The following is a 14,698-nucleotide window of genomic DNA, read 5'->3' on the forward strand; positions in this document are numbered from 1 at the left end:
GCTCAGCCCCGGCCGGTGCGCGGGGTCCGGTTCCAGCTGCTCGCGGGCTTCTCGTCCTTGCCGTTCATGTTCACCGAGGGCCAGGCGTCGCCGGGCGGGAGCGCCGCGGGGGCCGTCGCGACCCGCGGCAGCGCGTACGGGTGGTGGTCGCGCAGCCAGCCGATCAGCTGCTCCCGGACCGCGCAGCGCGCCGTCCAGATGTCGTCCGCGTCCTTCGCCGTGACCACCGCGCGCACCTGGATCGTCGTCGGGGTGGTGTCCGTGACCGCCAGGGACCAGTTCCGGCCGTCCCAGGCGGCGCACTCGCCGAGGATGTCCCGCAGCTTGTCGCGCATCGCCTCGATCGGCGCCGAGTGGTCGAGGTGGAAGAAGACCGAGCCGGTCATCTGCGCCCCGCCGCGCGACCAGTTCTCGAACGGCTTGCCCGTGAAGTACGAGACCGGCATCGTGATCCGCCGCTCGTCCCACGTACGCACCGCGAGGAAGGTCAGCGTGATCTCCTCGATCGTGCCCCACTCGCCGTCCACCACCACGGTGTCGCCGATGCGGACCATGTCGCCGAACGCGATCTGGAGGCCCGCGAAGAGGTTGCCCAGCGTGGACTGGGCGGCGACACCGGCGACGATGCCGACGAGACCGGCCGACGCCAGCATCGAGGTGCCCACCGCCTGCATCTCGGGGAACGTCAGCAGCATCGCCCCGACGGCCAGGATCGTCACAACGGCGATGACCACGCGCTGGATCAGCGTCACCTGAGTCCGCACCCGACGCACCCGCGCCGGGTCCCGGTTGTGGGCCGCCGCGTACCGCGCGTACACGGAGTCCACGATCGCGATGGCGATCCGTACCACCAGCCAGGCCGACGCGCCGATCAGCACCAGCGTCAGCAGCCGGCCGATGCCCACACGGTGGTCCTGGACCGGGCCGAGGCCGGTCCTGGCATACGTACCGCGCAGCAGCGCCGCGCACATGACCAGCTGGAACGGGATCCGGCACTGCCGCAGCAGGCCCCACAGCGGGGTCTCGTGGTGCCGGGCGTCGGCGCGCCTCAGCAGGAAGTCGAACAGCCAGCCCGCCGCCAGGGTGATCACCACCGAACCGCCTAGGACGATCAGCGGCCGCAGAACACTCTCCATGCTGTCGCTCTCCATCCCTTCGAACGCAACTGGCACCATGGGCGTCATGAACATCATGCTTTTCCACTCGATGTACGGTCTGCGCCCCGCCGTGCACGCCGCAGCCGACCGGCTGCGCGCCGCGGGGCACGAGGTGCGCGTGCCCGATCTGTTCGCGGGGCACACCTTTGATTCGGTGGAGGAAGCGGAGGCGTTCCGCGAGGAGACCGGCAAGGAGGAGCTGCTCAAGCGGGCCGTGCTCGCCGCCGCGCCCTACTCCGACCAGGGCCTGGTCTACGCCGGTTTCTCGCTCGGCGCCTCGGTCGCCCAGACGCTGGCGCTCGGCGACGAGAAGGCGCGCGGGCTGCTGCTCCTGCACGGCACCTCGGACATCGCCGAGAACGCCTCGGTGGACGAGCTGCCCGTACAGCTGCACGTCGCCGACCCCGACCCGTACGAGACGGCCGACTGGCTGAACTCCTGGTACCTGGACATGCAGCGGACCGGGGCGGACGTGGAGGTCTACCGCTACCCGGGCGCCGGGCACCTGTTCACCGACCCGGAGCTGCCGGACTTCGACCGGGAGGCGGCGGAGCTGGCCTGGAAGGTCGCGATCGGGTTCCTGGCCACGCTGTGAAGCGCGAAGGGCTCCGCGCGGTGGCCGCGCGGAGCCCTTCGAAGGGTGCGGGTCAGCCCTTCAGCGCGGCGGTCATCGCCGTGTTGAAGTCCTCGACCGTCATCGGCGCGTTCTTGCCGTCGCTGCCGGTGATCTTCTTGCCGTCCATGACGAGGGTCGGCGTGCCGGTCACGTCGTCCTTGTTCTCGTCGAAGCTCTTGGACATCTTCAGGGCCCAGGCGTCGTACGTGCCGTCCTTGACGGCCTTCTGGAACGCCTTGTTCCCCTTGAGGTCCTTCACCGAGTCGGCGACCTTGATCAGGTAGCTGTCGTCCTTGAACTTGTCGTCCGCCTCGTCCGGGTGGAACTCGGCCGAGTACAGCGCGCTCTTGTACTCCAGGAAGGCGTCGGTGCTCACGTTCAGGGCGGCGCCGAGCGCGCTCAGGGCATTCTTGGAGCCCTCGCCGCGGGTGCCGACCGACGGTTTGTCGCCGCCGAGGCTGTCGCCGTCGATGAACGACGCGCCTATGTACTGGATCTTGTACTTGCCGTCCGCGACGTCCTTGGTGACGGTCGAGCCGACGGTCTGCTCGAACGAGGCGCAGATCGGGCAGCGGGAGTCCTCGTACAGCTTCAGGGTCTTCTTCGCGCTGTCCTTGCCGATGACGACGGTGGTGCCGTTCTTGCCCGAGGTGTTCTTGGGCGCGACGACCGTCTTCTCGTCCTTGAGGGAGTCCCAGTGGGACGGCTTGTTCAGCTGCATCACCGCGTAGCTGATACCCGCGACGACGGCGAGGCCGGCGACGACCGAGACGCCGACGACGACCTGCCGGCGGGCCTTGTCCTTCTTCGCCTGGCGCTCGCGCTCCTCGCGCAGCCGCTCGCGGGCGGCGGACTTGTTGGCCTGGCTGTTGCGCTTGCTCATGGTGGTGTTCTCCGTGGAGTGGGGGTCGTACGGTGCGGGGCTCGCGTTGCTCAGAGGGCACAGGCCCCGAGCGGCGGACCCCTCCGTCCCACGGAGTGCACGAGGAGGCGGGCGCGGCCCGGCAGCAGCGGCCCGGAGGCGGCAGGGCGGGCCCCGGTCCGCCGGGAGTGGCCCGCCGTGCGCACCACGGCCACCGCGATCAGCAGCGGCCGGAACGCCAGCAGCGCGCCCGCCCGGAGCAGCCCGGCGAGCGCCAGCTCCCCGCGGTGCAGCCAGGCGGCGGCGAGCAGCCCGACCGTGACATGGGCGGCCAGCAGCAGCCAGGGGACCAGCGGGCCGGGGGAGGCGAGCAGTGCGGCGGCGCCCTGGCCGCCCGCGGTCACCGAGGCGAGCGGGGTGCCGACGTCGCCCAGCTGTGCGGTGCCGGGGCCGAGGTCGCCGCCGCCGCACAGGACGTCGACGCCCACCGAGCGCAGGGGGCCCGCTATCGGGCCGCCCGCCGCCCCGTAACAGAGGTGCTGGCCGGTGGTGAAGAAGGTGTCGGCGGCCAGCTCCAGGGGGACGAGCAGCCCGGCGATGGCCCCGAAGCCGCGCTGGCGGCCGGCCAGGGCGTAGGCCGCCGCGAAGACGGCCCCGGCCAGCACGGCGACGGGGACCAGGGGCAGAGCGACCTGGGAGAGCAGGACGTGGGACGCGGCGGAGAGCGTCACGACGAGCGCTGTGAAAAGCGCCGCGCGTGCCGCTCTGAGCTGCGTCCCGGATATGTCCATCGCCCAGGAGTGTCGCATGCGAACCTGTAAGCGACCCCTAAAGGTTCCGTTTCGCAGGCCCTACAGGCCCGGGATGCGGCCGTTGCGGAACAGGTCCACGAAGATCTGGTGGTCCGCGCGGGCCCGGGCGCCGTAGCTGTGGGCGAAGTCCACGAGGAGGTCCCCGAAGCCCTCCTCGTCGGCCGCGATGGCGGCGTCGATCGCCCGCTCCGTGGAGAACGGCACCAGGGAGTGGCCGCTCTCGTCGTCCGCCGCCGCGTGCATCGTGGCCGTGGCCCGGCCGAGGTCGGCGACGACCGCCGCGATCTCGTCGGGCTCGTCGATGTCGGACCAGTCCAGGTCCACCGCGTACGGCGACACCTCGGCGACGAGCTGGCCGGCCCCGTCGAGCTCGGTCCAGCCGAGCCACGGGTCGGCGTGGGCCTGGAGGGCGCGCTGCGAGATCACCGTGCGGTGTCCCTCGTGCTGGAAGTAGCCGCGCACGGCCGGGTCCGTGATGTGCCGGGAGACGGCCGGGGTCTGGGCCTGCTTGAGGTAGATCACGACGTCGTTCTCCAGGGCGTCGCTGTTGCCCTCCAGGAGGATGTTGTACGAGGGCAGGCCCGCCGAGCCGATGCCGATGCCGCGCCGGCCCACGACGTCCTTGACCCGGTAGGAGTCCGGGCGGGTCAGGCTCGCCTCCGGCAGCGTCTCCAGATAGCCGTCGAACGCGGCCAGCACCTTGTACCGCGTGGCCGCGTCCAGGTCGATCGCGCCGCCGCCCTCGGCGAACCGGCGCTCGAAGTCGCGGATCTCGGTCATCGAGTCCAGCAGCGAGAACCGGGTCAGCGAGCGGGCGGTGCGCAGCGCGCCGAGCAGCGGCCCCTCGGCGGTGTCCAGCGTGAACGGAGGCACCTCGTCGTTCTTGGCGCCCGTGGCCAGGGCGCGGATGCGCTCGCGGTAGGCCGCCGCGTAGATCCGTACCAGCTCGGTGATCTGCTCGTCGCCCAGCGCCTTCGCGTACCCCAGCAGGGCGACGGAGGCGGCGAAACGCTTGAGGTCCCAGGTGAAGGGAGCTACGAAAGCTTCATCGAAGTCGTTCACATTGAAGACCAGACGGCCGTTGGCGTCCATGTACGTGCCGAAGTTCTCGGCGTGCAGATCGCCGTGTACCCACACCCGACTGGTCCGCTCGTCCAGGAACAGGTCCCGGGCCCTTGACGAAGCCAGGTCTTCGTAGAACAGGCAGGCCGTGCCCCGGTAGAACGCGAAGGCCGATGCGGCCATCTTGCGGAACTTGAGACGGAAGGCCGCCGGATCGGCGGCGAGAAGCGCACCGAAGGCGGTGTCGAAGACGGAGAGGATCTGCTCTTCGCGCTCTGCGGTCGCGACTTCGAAGGTACTGCCCATGGGTGCCTGCTTCCTGCGGTGGTGCCGGGATCTTCGTGTCTGCCAATTCTGAGAACGTCGAACGTGCCGGATCCGTGCCCTGTCCGACACCGACGGGCATCACTGGATCGGGTGAAGCGGCGGCGTCACCTCCATGAATGCACCGACCTTCGACCAAGCTCGTAGGCCGGTGCACCAGGCGGTCCAAGGAGCATGCCGTGAATGTTTTGCGTGCAGTGGTCTACGTCAGGCTGTCGCGCTCAACGGAGTCGAGCACGTCCCTGGCCAGGCAGGAAGCGTCCTGCAGGGCGTACGCGGAGCGGCAGGGATGGGTGGTGCTGCGGGTCCATCAGGACTGTGGCGTGTCCGGTGGCGAGGCACCAGGAGAGCGTCCCGCGCTGGGCGAGCTCTGCGCGTCCCTGTCCGATTACGACATCCTGCTGACCTGGAGGGCCGACCGCATCGCGCGATCGCTGCTCCACTTCTCGTCCGTGGTGGACGCCTGTGACAACGCCGGAGTGCGCCTGGTGACAGTCGAGGACGGCTGGGACATGTCGACGTCGCACGGGCGGTTCGCAGCCAATGTTCTGGCCTCGTTCGCCCAGTTCGAAAGGGAGCTCGGGCGTGAGAGGACGCTGTCGTCGCAGGGGCATCTCAGAAAGTCCGGACGCTGGACGGGCGGGCGGGTACCGTACGGGCTACGACCGGCGCAGAACCCGGAAGGAAGCGGGAAGGTTCTGGTCCGGGACGAACGGGCTGAGCCTGTGATCCGCGAGATGGCCGAACGCATCCTCATGGGAGAAGCTCCCACGCGTATCGCCGCCGATCTTCAGGCCCGGGGAATCCCCGCGCCCAGGGTGCACAATTCCGCGCAGATCGACCCTGTGCCGTCAGCCTGGACACACAAGTCCATCAAGATCGTCATGACGTCCCAGACTCTGCTGGGCCGAAGGATCGAGCACCGCACCGGAAAGGTGATCTGCGCGGAAGACGGGCCGGTGGAATTCTGGCCGCCGTTGGTGTCCGCTGAGGAGTTCGCACGCATCACGGACGCGATCGAGGTCAGGTACCGGCCACGGCGACCGAATAGGCCTTCACACTGGCTCCATGGCGTCGTCACCTGCGGAATGTGCGGTCGAAACATGAAGCGGTCGGAGTCCTCCGGATCCGAGACGTTCAGGTGCTTGGGGCCGCTCGCCGAACCGCATCGGGGAGTGAGTGTCAAGGGCGACATCCTGGAGAGCTGGCTTGTTGCCGAGCTCCGAGAGCGCCTGCGGCAGGCCCCCGTGGTCGAGCACACATACCGTCCGGATGTGTCTCACGTGGACGAGATCACGCGTCTGCGGAGCTACCTGGCCGAACTGCTGGATGATCGCCGGTCGGGTGTGTTCAGTACTCCCGATGCGGTGAACATCTTCCGCCATGAGTACCGCATGGCTTCGTCCCGGCTCGCGGAGTGCGAGCGACAGCCCCGGGTGCCCGGCGGCTGGGAGGTTCGGGCAGCGGCCCAGCCGATGTGGGAGGCATGGGACCGCTGGTCGCCGGAGGAACGCGGAAGCTATCTGATCGGATGCCGCGTGCGCGCTGTCGTGAGCGCGCCGCCACGCCCGCGTGCTCGGGTCGACGCGTCCGAACGCTGTGTTTGTGACCTTGGCGACCTTGCAGATTTTGACCGGCCCTTACCTGGATGAGCCGCGTCGCCGACAGTCGCTCGCGACGTAGACTCCGACGTTGCCCCATCAGCCGTGCCCGCTCGGAGGTCAGAAAACTGTGTCGACCAAGCCGCCCTTCACGCACCTTCACGTCCACACCCAGTACTCGCTGCTGGACGGTGCCGCGCGGCTCAAGGACATGTTCAACGCGTGCAACGAGATGGGCATGACCCATATCGCCATGACGGACCACGGCAACCTGCACGGGGCGTACGACTTCTTCCACTCGGCGCAGAAGGCGGGTGTGACGCCGATCATCGGGATCGAGGCGTACGTCGCGCCCGAGTCGCGCAAGCACAAGCGGAAGATCCAGTGGGGGCAGCCGCACCAGAAGCGCGACGACGTCTCCGGTTCGGGTGGTTACACCCACAAGACGATCTGGGCGGCCAACAGCACCGGTCTGCACAACCTCTTCAAGCTGTCGTCGGACGCCTACGCGGAGGGCTGGCTCCAGAAGTGGCCGCGTATGGACAAGGAGACCATCTCCCAGTGGTCCGAGGGTCTGATCGCGTCCACCGGCTGCCCCTCCGGCGAGGTCCAGACGCGGCTGCGGCTCGGCCAGTTCGACGAGGCGGTCAAGGCGGCCTCCGACTACAAGGACATCTTCGGCGAGGGGCGCTACTTCCTGGAGCTGATGGACCACGGCATCGAGATCGAGCGCCGGGTCCGCGACGGGCTCCTGGAGATCGGCAAGAAGCTCGGCATCCCGCCGCTCGTGACGAACGACTCGCACTACACGTACGCCTCCGAGGCGACCGCGCACGACGCCCTGCTCTGCATCCAGACCGGCAAGAACCTCTCCGACCCGGACCGCTTCCGCTTCGACGGCACCGGCTACTACCTCAAGACCACGGACGAGATGTACGGCGTCGACTCCTCCGACGCCTGGCAGGAGGGGTGCGCCAACACCCTCCTGGTCGCCGAGCAGATCGACACCTCCGGGATGTTCGAGAAGCGCGACCTGATGCCGAAGTTCGAGATCCCCGAGGGCTACACGGAGATCACCTGGTTCCAGGAGGAGGTCCGGGTCGGGATGAACCGCCGTTTCCCGAACGGCGTCCCCGACGACCGGCAGAAGCAGGTCGAGTACGAGATGGACATCATCATCCAGATGGGGTTCCCGGGGTACTTCCTGGTCGTCGCCGACTTCATCATGTGGGCCAAGAACAACGGCATCGCGGTCGGCCCCGGCCGAGGCTCCGCGGCCGGCTCGATCGTCTCGTACGCCATGGGCATCACCGACCTCGACCCGATCGAGCACGGGCTGATCTTCGAGCGGTTCCTCAACCCCGAGCGCGTCTCCATGCCCGACGTCGACATCGACTTCGACGAGCGCAGGCGCGTCGAGGTCATCCGGTACGTGACGGAGAAGTACGGGGCCGACAAGGTCGCCATGATCGGCACCTACGGCAAGATCAAGGCCAAGAACGCGATCAAGGACTCCGCCCGCGTCCTCGGCTATCCGTACGCCATGGGCGACCGGCTCACCAAGGCCATGCCCGCCGACGTCCTCGGCAAGGGCATCGACCTCAACGGCATCACCGACCCCAGCCACCCGCGCTACAGCGAGGCGGGCGAGATCCGGGGGATGTACGAGAACGAGCCGGACGTCAAGAAGGTCATCGACACCGCCAAGGGCGTCGAGGGCCTGGTCCGGCAGATGGGCGTGCACGCCGCCGGCGTCATCATGTCCAGCGAGCCGATCGTGGACCACGCCCCGGTCTGGGTGCGGCACACCGACGGCGTCACCATCACGCAGTGGGACTACCCGCAGTGCGAATCGCTCGGCCTCCTCAAGATGGACTTCCTGGGGCTGCGCAACCTGACGATCATGGACGACGCCATCAAGATGGTGAAGTCCAACAAGGGCATCGACCTGGAGATGCTCGCCCTCCCGCTGGACGACCCCAAGACCTACGAGCTGCTGTGCCGCGGTGACACGCTCGGCGTGTTCCAGTTCGACGGCGGGCCGATGCGCTCGCTGCTGCGCCAGATGCAGCCCGACAACTTCGAGGACATCTCCGCCGTCTCGGCCCTCTACCGGCCGGGCCCGATGGGCATGAACTCGCACACGAACTACGCCGAGCGCAAGAACGGCCGCCAGGAGATCACCCCGATCCACCCTGAGCTGGAGGAGCCGCTCAAGGAGGTCCTGGGCCTCACCTACGGCCTGATCGTGTACCAGGAGCAGGTGCAGAAGGCCGCCCAGATCGTCGCCGGGTACTCGCTCGGCGAGGCCGACATCCTGCGCCGCGTGATGGGCAAGAAGAAGCCCGAGGAGCTGGCGAAGAACTTCGTCCTCTTCGAGGCCGGCGCCAAGAAGAAGGGCTTCTCGGACGCGGCGATCAAGGCGCTCTGGGACGTCCTGGTCCCGTTCGCCGGGTACGCGTTCAACAAGGCGCACTCCTCCGCGTACGGGCTCGTCACCTACTGGACCGCGTACCTCAAGGCGAACTACCCCGCCGAGTACATGGCCGCCCTGCTGACCTCGGTCAAGGACGACAAGGACAAGTCCGCGGTCTACCTCAACGAGTGCCGGCGCATGGGCATCAAGGTGCTCCCGCCGAACGTCAACGAGTCGGAGTCCAACTTCGCCGCCCAGGGCGACGACGTGATCCTCTTCGGGCTCACGGCCGTCCGCAACGTCGGCCAGAACGTCGTGGACTCGATCATCCGGTGCCGCAAGGCGAAGGGGAAGTACAGCACCTTCCCCGACTTCCTGGACAAGGTCGAGGCCGTCGTCTGCAACAAGCGGACCGTGGAATCCCTCATCAAGGCCGGCGCCTTCGACGAGATGGGCCACACCCGCAAGGGGCTCGTCGCCCACCACGAGCCCATGATCGACAACGTGGTGCAGGTCAAGCGCAAGGAGGCCGAGGGGCAGTTCGACCTCTTCGGCGGCGGTGAGGAGGACAGCGACGAGCCGGGCTTCGGGCTCGACGTGGAGTTCTCCGACATCGAGTGGGAGAAGTCCTATCTGCTGGCCCAGGAGCGCGAGATGCTCGGGCTGTACGTCTCCGACCACCCGCTGTTCGGCATCGAGCACGTGCTGAGCGACAAGGCCGACGCCGCGATCGCGCAGCTCATGGGCGGCGAGCACAGCGACGGCGCGATCGTCACCGTGGGCGGCATCATCTCCGGCCTCCAGCGCAAGATGACCAAGCAGGGCAACGCCTGGGCCATCGCCACCGTGGAGGACCTGGCCGGCTCCATCGAATGCATGTTCTTCCCCGCGACCTATCAGCTGGTCTCCACCCAGCTCGTCGAGGACACCGTCGTCTTCGTCAAGGGGCGCCTCGACAAGCGCGAGGACGTGCCGCGCCTGGTCGCCATGGAGATGCAGGTCCCCGACATCTCCAACGCGGGGACCAACGCGCCCGTCGTCCTGACCATCCCGACCGTCCGGGTCACCCCGCCCATGGTCAGCCGGCTCGGCGAGGTGCTGAACAGCCATCGGGGCGACACCGAGGTGCGCATCCGGCTCCAGGGCCCCCGCAAGACCACGGTGCTCCGGCTCGACCGGCACCGGGTGAAGCCGGACCCGGCGCTCTTCGGTGACCTGAAGGTGCTGCTCGGGCCGTCCTGCCTGGCCGGCTGAGGTCTCGTACGCGTACGAGAGGGGCGGCTCCGCTTGCGCGGGGTCGCCCCTCTCGGTGTGCCGGGAGTCCGGTCAGTTGTGGCCGAAGCGCCGCTGATGCTTGCGCGCAACATCGGCAGGGCTGCCCTGAGCCTGCGACTCCATCGAGTTCCGCGCCTCGGCGGCCGCCGCGCGCGCCTCCTCGGCACCGCGCTCCGCCTGCGAAGCGCGGTCCTGCTGGCTGCCCTGCTTGCGGTTCTTGTTCTTGGCCATGGTGTTCCTCCTATAAGGACTCTCGGGGCCAGGACCACCGTCAGATTCACATAATCGGATAAACATCGCATGTCGGATCATTACCGTGCGTAGTGGCGGGGTATGATGCGCGCTTTTCGTGATCCGCCACGCCGATGATCGAGTTCCGGCCGTTAACCCCGGCGCGGTCGGGCAGACTCGAAGGAACCCTGAGAAAACCCGATCCCGAATGCCTGGAAGAGGGTGGAACGCGTGGACCGTTGCGTCGTCCTGGTGGACGCCGGCTACTTGCTGGGCGCAGCCGCGAGTCTGCTGGCAGGAGAGCCCGCCCGGTCCCGCATCACCGTCGACCACGCGGCCCTCATCCAGCAGCTGCGCGAACGCGCCGAGGCCGACACCGCACAGCCCCTGCTGCGGATCTACTGGTTCGACGGAGCCCCCGACCGCGTCCCGCAGCCCGAGCACCGCAGGCTGCGCGTGATGCCCCGGGTCACCGTGCGGCTGGGCGCCCTCACCCGCAGTGACGGGCGCTGGGCGCAGAAGGGTGTCGACGCGGCGATGCACGCCGAGCTCACCGAGCTTGCCCGCAACCGCGCCTGCTCTGACGTGGTCCTGGTGACCGGCGACGGCGACCTGCTCCCCGGCCTGATGTCCGCCAAGGAGCACGGCGTCGCCGTCCACCTCTGGGCCGTCCAGGCCGCCGACGGCGACTACAACCAGTCCGAGGACCTGGTCGCCGAGGCCGACGAGCGCCGCGTCCTCGACCGGGCCTGGATCACCCAGGCCGTCCGCGCCAAGGAGACCGGCGGACTCTGCGCCCCGCCGCCCGTCCCGCGCCCCGAGATCGCCGCGATCCTCTCCGCCCCGCTGCCCGAATCGGCCCTCGCCGCCTCCGCCGAGCGGGCGTCCAGGGCCGCCGCGCAGGCCGACGCGGCCCGCGACGACGAGGAGGCGGCCCCCCGGCCCGGTGACGCCCCCACCCCGCCCGCGCCGGGGCACGGGCACGGCCACGGCACCAAGGGCGTGCCCACCCCGAAGGACCTCGCCGGCACCCTGCGAGGGCCCGCCGGACCGCCCGAACGGCAGCCGGCCCCGCAGCCCGCGGCGACCCTGCGCTGGTCGTCGGACCGGGGCTGGGTGGAGCGCGGCGGTCCGCTGGGCGAACCCCCGGAGACCGCGTCCCTGCCGACGCTCGCCCAGCTCACCAGCGCCGAACAGCGCTGGGCCGACCGCGAGGAGGACATCACCACGGTGGGCGGCGACCCCTTCGAGGTGGGCCAGGTCTTCGCCCGGCGCTGGATGGAACGGCTCCCGGAGGCCGGCCACCTGCCGAAGCTCTCCACCCTCTACCCGCGCATCCCGCACCGCATCGACGGCGAACTCCTGCGGTACGCGGCCCGCTTCGGCCTCCTCGCCCACAAGGACGACCAGATCGACGAGCACGACCGGTACGCGATCCGGGCGGGCTTCTGGCGCGAGATCGACGTGCGGACCGCCGCCGACCACGCCCCGCCGACCGAGCGGGCCGCGGAGAAGGCCGCGAAATCCGGGCCCGGTGGAGACTGAGTCCACATCGGCCCGAGGTCCGCTCAACCCGGCCGCCATCGATGGCGTTGATGTCCGATCGGTGCGGCCCCGGGCGTAATGCCGGTCCCCGGACCCCGTACCCTCGTACCTCGTGAGTACGGGGACAGTACAGGCGCCGACGGCGAGCGGCACCGTGTGCGCGGTGCGCGATCTGGTGAAGACCTATCCCCCGGCCCGGGGCCGCCGAGGCACGCCCGCGATCCCCGAAGTACGCGCCACCGACGGCGTCAGCCTCGACGTCCGGCGCGGTGAGATCTTCGGACTGCTCGGGCCCAACGGAGCCGGCAAGTCCACCCTCGTACGCCAGCTCACCGGGCTGATGCGGCCCGACTCCGGCAGCGTCGACATCCTCGGCCACGACCTCGTGCGCCACCCCGAGCGGGCCTCCCGGCTGATCGGCTACCTCGGGCAGGAGTCCACCGCCCTGGACGAGCTGACCGTCTCCCTGGCCGCCGAGACCACCGGGCGGCTGCGCGGGCTCCCGGTGCGCGAGGCCCGGGCCGAGCGCGACGCCGTCCTGGACGAGCTCGGCCTCACCGACATCGCGGGCCGGCCGCTGAAGAAGCTCTCCGGCGGCCAGCGGCGCCTCGCCTGCTTCGCCGCCGCGCTCGTCGGGGAGCGCCCCGTGCTCGTCCTGGACGAGCCCACGACCGGCATGGACCCGGTGGCCCGGCGCGCCGTCTGGGCCGCCGTCGACCGTCGGCGCGCCGAGCGCGGTGCGACGGTCCTGCTCGTCACCCACAACGTCATCGAGGCCGAGACCGTCCTCGACCGGGTGGCCGTCATCGAACGCGGCAAGGTCATCGCCTGCGACACCCCGGCCGGGCTCAAGGAGCGCGTCGCCGGGGAGGTCCGGGTCGAGCTGGTGTGGCGCGAGCGCGCCCCGCTGGACATCCCCGAGGTCGCGGCCCTGCGCGCGATCGCCCAGGAGTCCGGGCGGCGCTGGTCGCTGCGGCTCGCGCCCGACGAGGCGCGGGCAGCGGTCGCCGCGGTGACCGGGGGCGGGGCCTTCGCGGCGCTCGACGACTTCAGCCTGGCGACGCCGAGCCTGGAGGACGTCTACCTCGCGCTCGGCGGCGGCGCGACCAAGGGACTGGTGAAGGCATGAGCGGAATCGGTGCGGTGGCCGGGGCGGCCGCGACGCTCGCCCCCCGGGCCCGGCTGTTCCCCTCCCTCGCGGCCGTCTACCGCGCCCAGCTCTCCCGGGCCCGGGTGGCCCGTATCCCGCTGCTCTTCGTGGCGACCTTCCAGTCCGTCGGGATCATGATCCTCATGCGCGGGGTGGTGGACGGCGGCTCCGAGGCGCGGGCCGTCGTCGCCGGGTCCAGCGTCCTGGTCGTCGCCTTCGTCGCGCTGAACCTCCTCGCCCAGTACTTCGGGCAGCTCCGGGCGGGCGGCGGGCTCGACCACTACGCCACCCTGCCCGTGCCGCCCGCCGCGGTCGTGCTCGGTGCGGCGGGGGCGTACGCCTCCTTCACCGTGCCCGGGACCGTCGTCACCGCGGTGACCGGCAGCGTGCTGTTCGGGCTGCCGATGGCGCATCTGTGGGTGCTCGTGGCCGTTGTGCCGCTGTCCGGCGCGGCGCTCTCGGGCCTCGGTGCCGCGCTGGGTCTCCTCGCGCCGCGCCAGGAGCTCGCCACGCTGCTCGGGCAGCTCGGCATGTCCGCCGCGCTCCTGCTGGGCGTCCTGCCGGCCGACCGGCTGCCGGAGCCGGTGGACTGGGCGCGCGATCTGCTGCCGTCCACGTACGGGGTCGAGGCGCTGGCCCGGTCCTTCGGCGCCCATCCCGACTGGGCGGTCGTCGCGCTCGACCTCGCGGTCTGCGCCGTCGTCGGGGTCGTCTCGCTCGCCGTCGCGACCTGGGCGTACCGCAGGGCGGCGGTCCGGTGAGGCGCGGCTCGCGGGCGCCTGGCACGATGGCACGGTGACCGCACCTCTGACGCCGCCGAACCGGCCCTCGCCCGACGACCACCAGGACTGGCAGAAGCCGGCTGCGGGGGGTGAGCCGGGCGGTCCCGCCGTTGTGCACGGCTCCCACCTGGCGCCCTCGCCGGGGGTGGACCGGGAGGAGCTGCGGGCGGATCTGCGGCGGGCGGGTGTCGTGGCCGCCGCGGTGACCGTCGCCGGCGTTCTGATGGGGCTGCTGTGGCTGTGGCTGGCGCCCCGGGTGCCGCTGATCTCCGACAACACCGCGGTGTTCCTCAACGACAGCGAGGGCGAGGAGGCGATCGGGGCCGACGGCACGTTCGCCCTGCTCGGGCTGGCGTTCGGGGCGGTCTCGGCGGGGCTCGTCTTCTGGTTCCACCGGCGCGGCGGGATCTGGCTGACGGTGGGGCTCGCGGTGGGCAGCGTGCTCGGGTCGGTGCTGGCGTGGCAGCTCGGGACGCGGCTCGGGCCGACGTCCGATGTGGTCGCGCATGCGCGGGAGGTCGGCAGGGGGGTCGTGTTCGACGCGCCCTTGGAGATGCACGCGCATGGGGTGCTGCTGGCTTGGGGGCTGGCGGCGATGGTGGTGCATCTGGGGTTGACGGCGGCTTGGGGGCCGCGGGAGTTCGAGGGGGAGTGGGCGTCTTACGGGGGGTGGGGGCCCGGGGCGCCAGGGGCGCCTTCGGCGCCGTCGTCCGGGGCGCCGTCTTCCGGGTCCGACGGGGCGTAGGGCCGCTGCGCGGGGCTTTCCCCTCCCCGCCCCTTCCCGAAACCGGGGCTCCGCCCCGGACCCCGGTCCTCAAACGCCGGACGGGCTTGGTTTCGCGCCGGGGTGGGTTTCGGGGCTCCG

Annotated in this window: 12 protein-coding genes; 7 read left to right on the forward strand and 5 right to left on the reverse strand. The window is 70.4% G+C overall.

Features of this window, described 5'->3' with window-relative positions; genetic code table 11:
* Positions 1 to 2: 2 nt before the first annotated feature.
* Positions 3 to 1,136: a mechanosensitive ion channel family protein gene (locus ACIQZN_RS12910; protein ID WP_403991571.1), complete on the reverse strand. Its 1,134-nt coding sequence runs from the start codon at positions 1,134 to 1,136 to the stop codon at positions 3 to 5.
* Between the two features lie 37 nt (positions 1,137 to 1,173).
* Here ACIQZN_RS12910 and ACIQZN_RS12915 point away from each other — a divergent pair, with 37 nt between their 5' ends.
* A complete protein-coding gene (locus ACIQZN_RS12915; protein WP_391260981.1) occupies positions 1,174 to 1,752 on the forward strand; it encodes a dienelactone hydrolase family protein in 579 nt (192 codons plus the stop codon).
* Between the two features lie 52 nt (positions 1,753 to 1,804).
* Here the strand turns inward: ACIQZN_RS12915 and ACIQZN_RS12920 are convergent, their stop codons facing one another.
* From ACIQZN_RS12920 to ACIQZN_RS12930, 3 genes are read right to left on the reverse strand one after another with little or no spacing between them, the layout of a single operon-like run.
* Positions 1,805 to 2,656: a thioredoxin domain-containing protein gene (locus ACIQZN_RS12920; RefSeq protein ID WP_403991574.1), complete on the reverse strand. Its 852-nt coding sequence runs from the start codon at positions 2,654 to 2,656 to the stop codon at positions 1,805 to 1,807.
* A 50-nt stretch (positions 2,657 to 2,706) separates the two neighbouring features.
* Complete coding sequence (locus ACIQZN_RS12925; RefSeq protein WP_403991577.1) at positions 2,707 to 3,426, reverse strand: hypothetical protein; 720 nt, start codon at positions 3,424 to 3,426, stop codon at positions 2,707 to 2,709.
* Between the two features lie 60 nt (positions 3,427 to 3,486).
* Positions 3,487 to 4,815: a DUF2252 domain-containing protein gene (locus tag ACIQZN_RS12930; RefSeq protein WP_403991579.1), complete on the reverse strand. Its 1,329-nt coding sequence runs from the start codon at positions 4,813 to 4,815 to the stop codon at positions 3,487 to 3,489.
* 197 nt (positions 4,816 to 5,012) lie between these two features.
* Between ACIQZN_RS12930 and ACIQZN_RS12935 the strand changes: the two genes are divergently transcribed.
* Together ACIQZN_RS12935 and dnaE are read left to right on the forward strand one after the other, a co-directional pair.
* Entirely contained in the window at positions 5,013 to 6,485 is a 1,473-nt protein-coding gene (locus tag ACIQZN_RS12935; RefSeq protein ID WP_403991582.1) for a recombinase family protein, read from the forward strand.
* 79 nt (positions 6,486 to 6,564) lie between these two features.
* Complete coding sequence (gene dnaE / locus ACIQZN_RS12940) at positions 6,565 to 10,104, forward strand: DNA polymerase III subunit alpha (protein ID WP_403991585.1); 3,540 nt, start codon at positions 6,565 to 6,567, stop codon at positions 10,102 to 10,104.
* Between the two features lie 72 nt (positions 10,105 to 10,176).
* Here dnaE and ACIQZN_RS12945 read toward each other — a convergent pair whose 3' ends face one another.
* A complete protein-coding gene (locus ACIQZN_RS12945) occupies positions 10,177 to 10,356 on the reverse strand; it encodes a hypothetical protein (RefSeq protein WP_403991588.1) in 180 nt (59 codons plus the stop codon).
* A gap of 222 nt (positions 10,357 to 10,578) precedes the next feature.
* Here ACIQZN_RS12945 and ACIQZN_RS12950 point away from each other — a divergent pair, with 222 nt between their 5' ends.
* From ACIQZN_RS12950 to ACIQZN_RS12965, 4 genes are all read left to right on the forward strand, one after another.
* Positions 10,579 to 11,901 (forward strand): NYN domain-containing protein, encoded by a 1,323-nt coding sequence (locus ACIQZN_RS12950; RefSeq protein ID WP_403991591.1) that lies wholly within the window; start codon positions 10,579 to 10,581, stop codon positions 11,899 to 11,901.
* Positions 11,902 to 12,055: 154 nt separating this feature from the next.
* On the forward strand, positions 12,056 to 13,030 hold the full coding sequence (locus tag ACIQZN_RS12955) for an ABC transporter ATP-binding protein (RefSeq protein WP_403991647.1): 975 nt from the start codon (positions 12,056 to 12,058) through the stop codon (positions 13,028 to 13,030).
* The gene (locus ACIQZN_RS12960; protein WP_073968213.1) at positions 13,027 to 13,812 is read left to right on the forward strand and encodes an ABC transporter permease; all 786 of its coding nucleotides are present in this window, start codon (positions 13,027 to 13,029) and stop codon (positions 13,810 to 13,812) included. The genes ACIQZN_RS12955 and ACIQZN_RS12960 overlap by 4 nt, the downstream gene beginning before the upstream one ends.
* 34 nt (positions 13,813 to 13,846) lie before the next feature.
* The gene (locus ACIQZN_RS12965; protein WP_403991594.1) at positions 13,847 to 14,578 is read left to right on the forward strand and encodes an ABC transporter permease; all 732 of its coding nucleotides are present in this window, start codon (positions 13,847 to 13,849) and stop codon (positions 14,576 to 14,578) included.
* Positions 14,579 to 14,698 lie beyond the last annotated feature (120 nt).

Source organism: Streptomyces sp. NPDC097595 (assembly GCF_044761525.1).
Taxonomy (GTDB): domain Bacteria; phylum Actinomycetota; class Actinomycetes; order Streptomycetales; family Streptomycetaceae; genus Streptomyces; species Streptomyces drozdowiczii_A.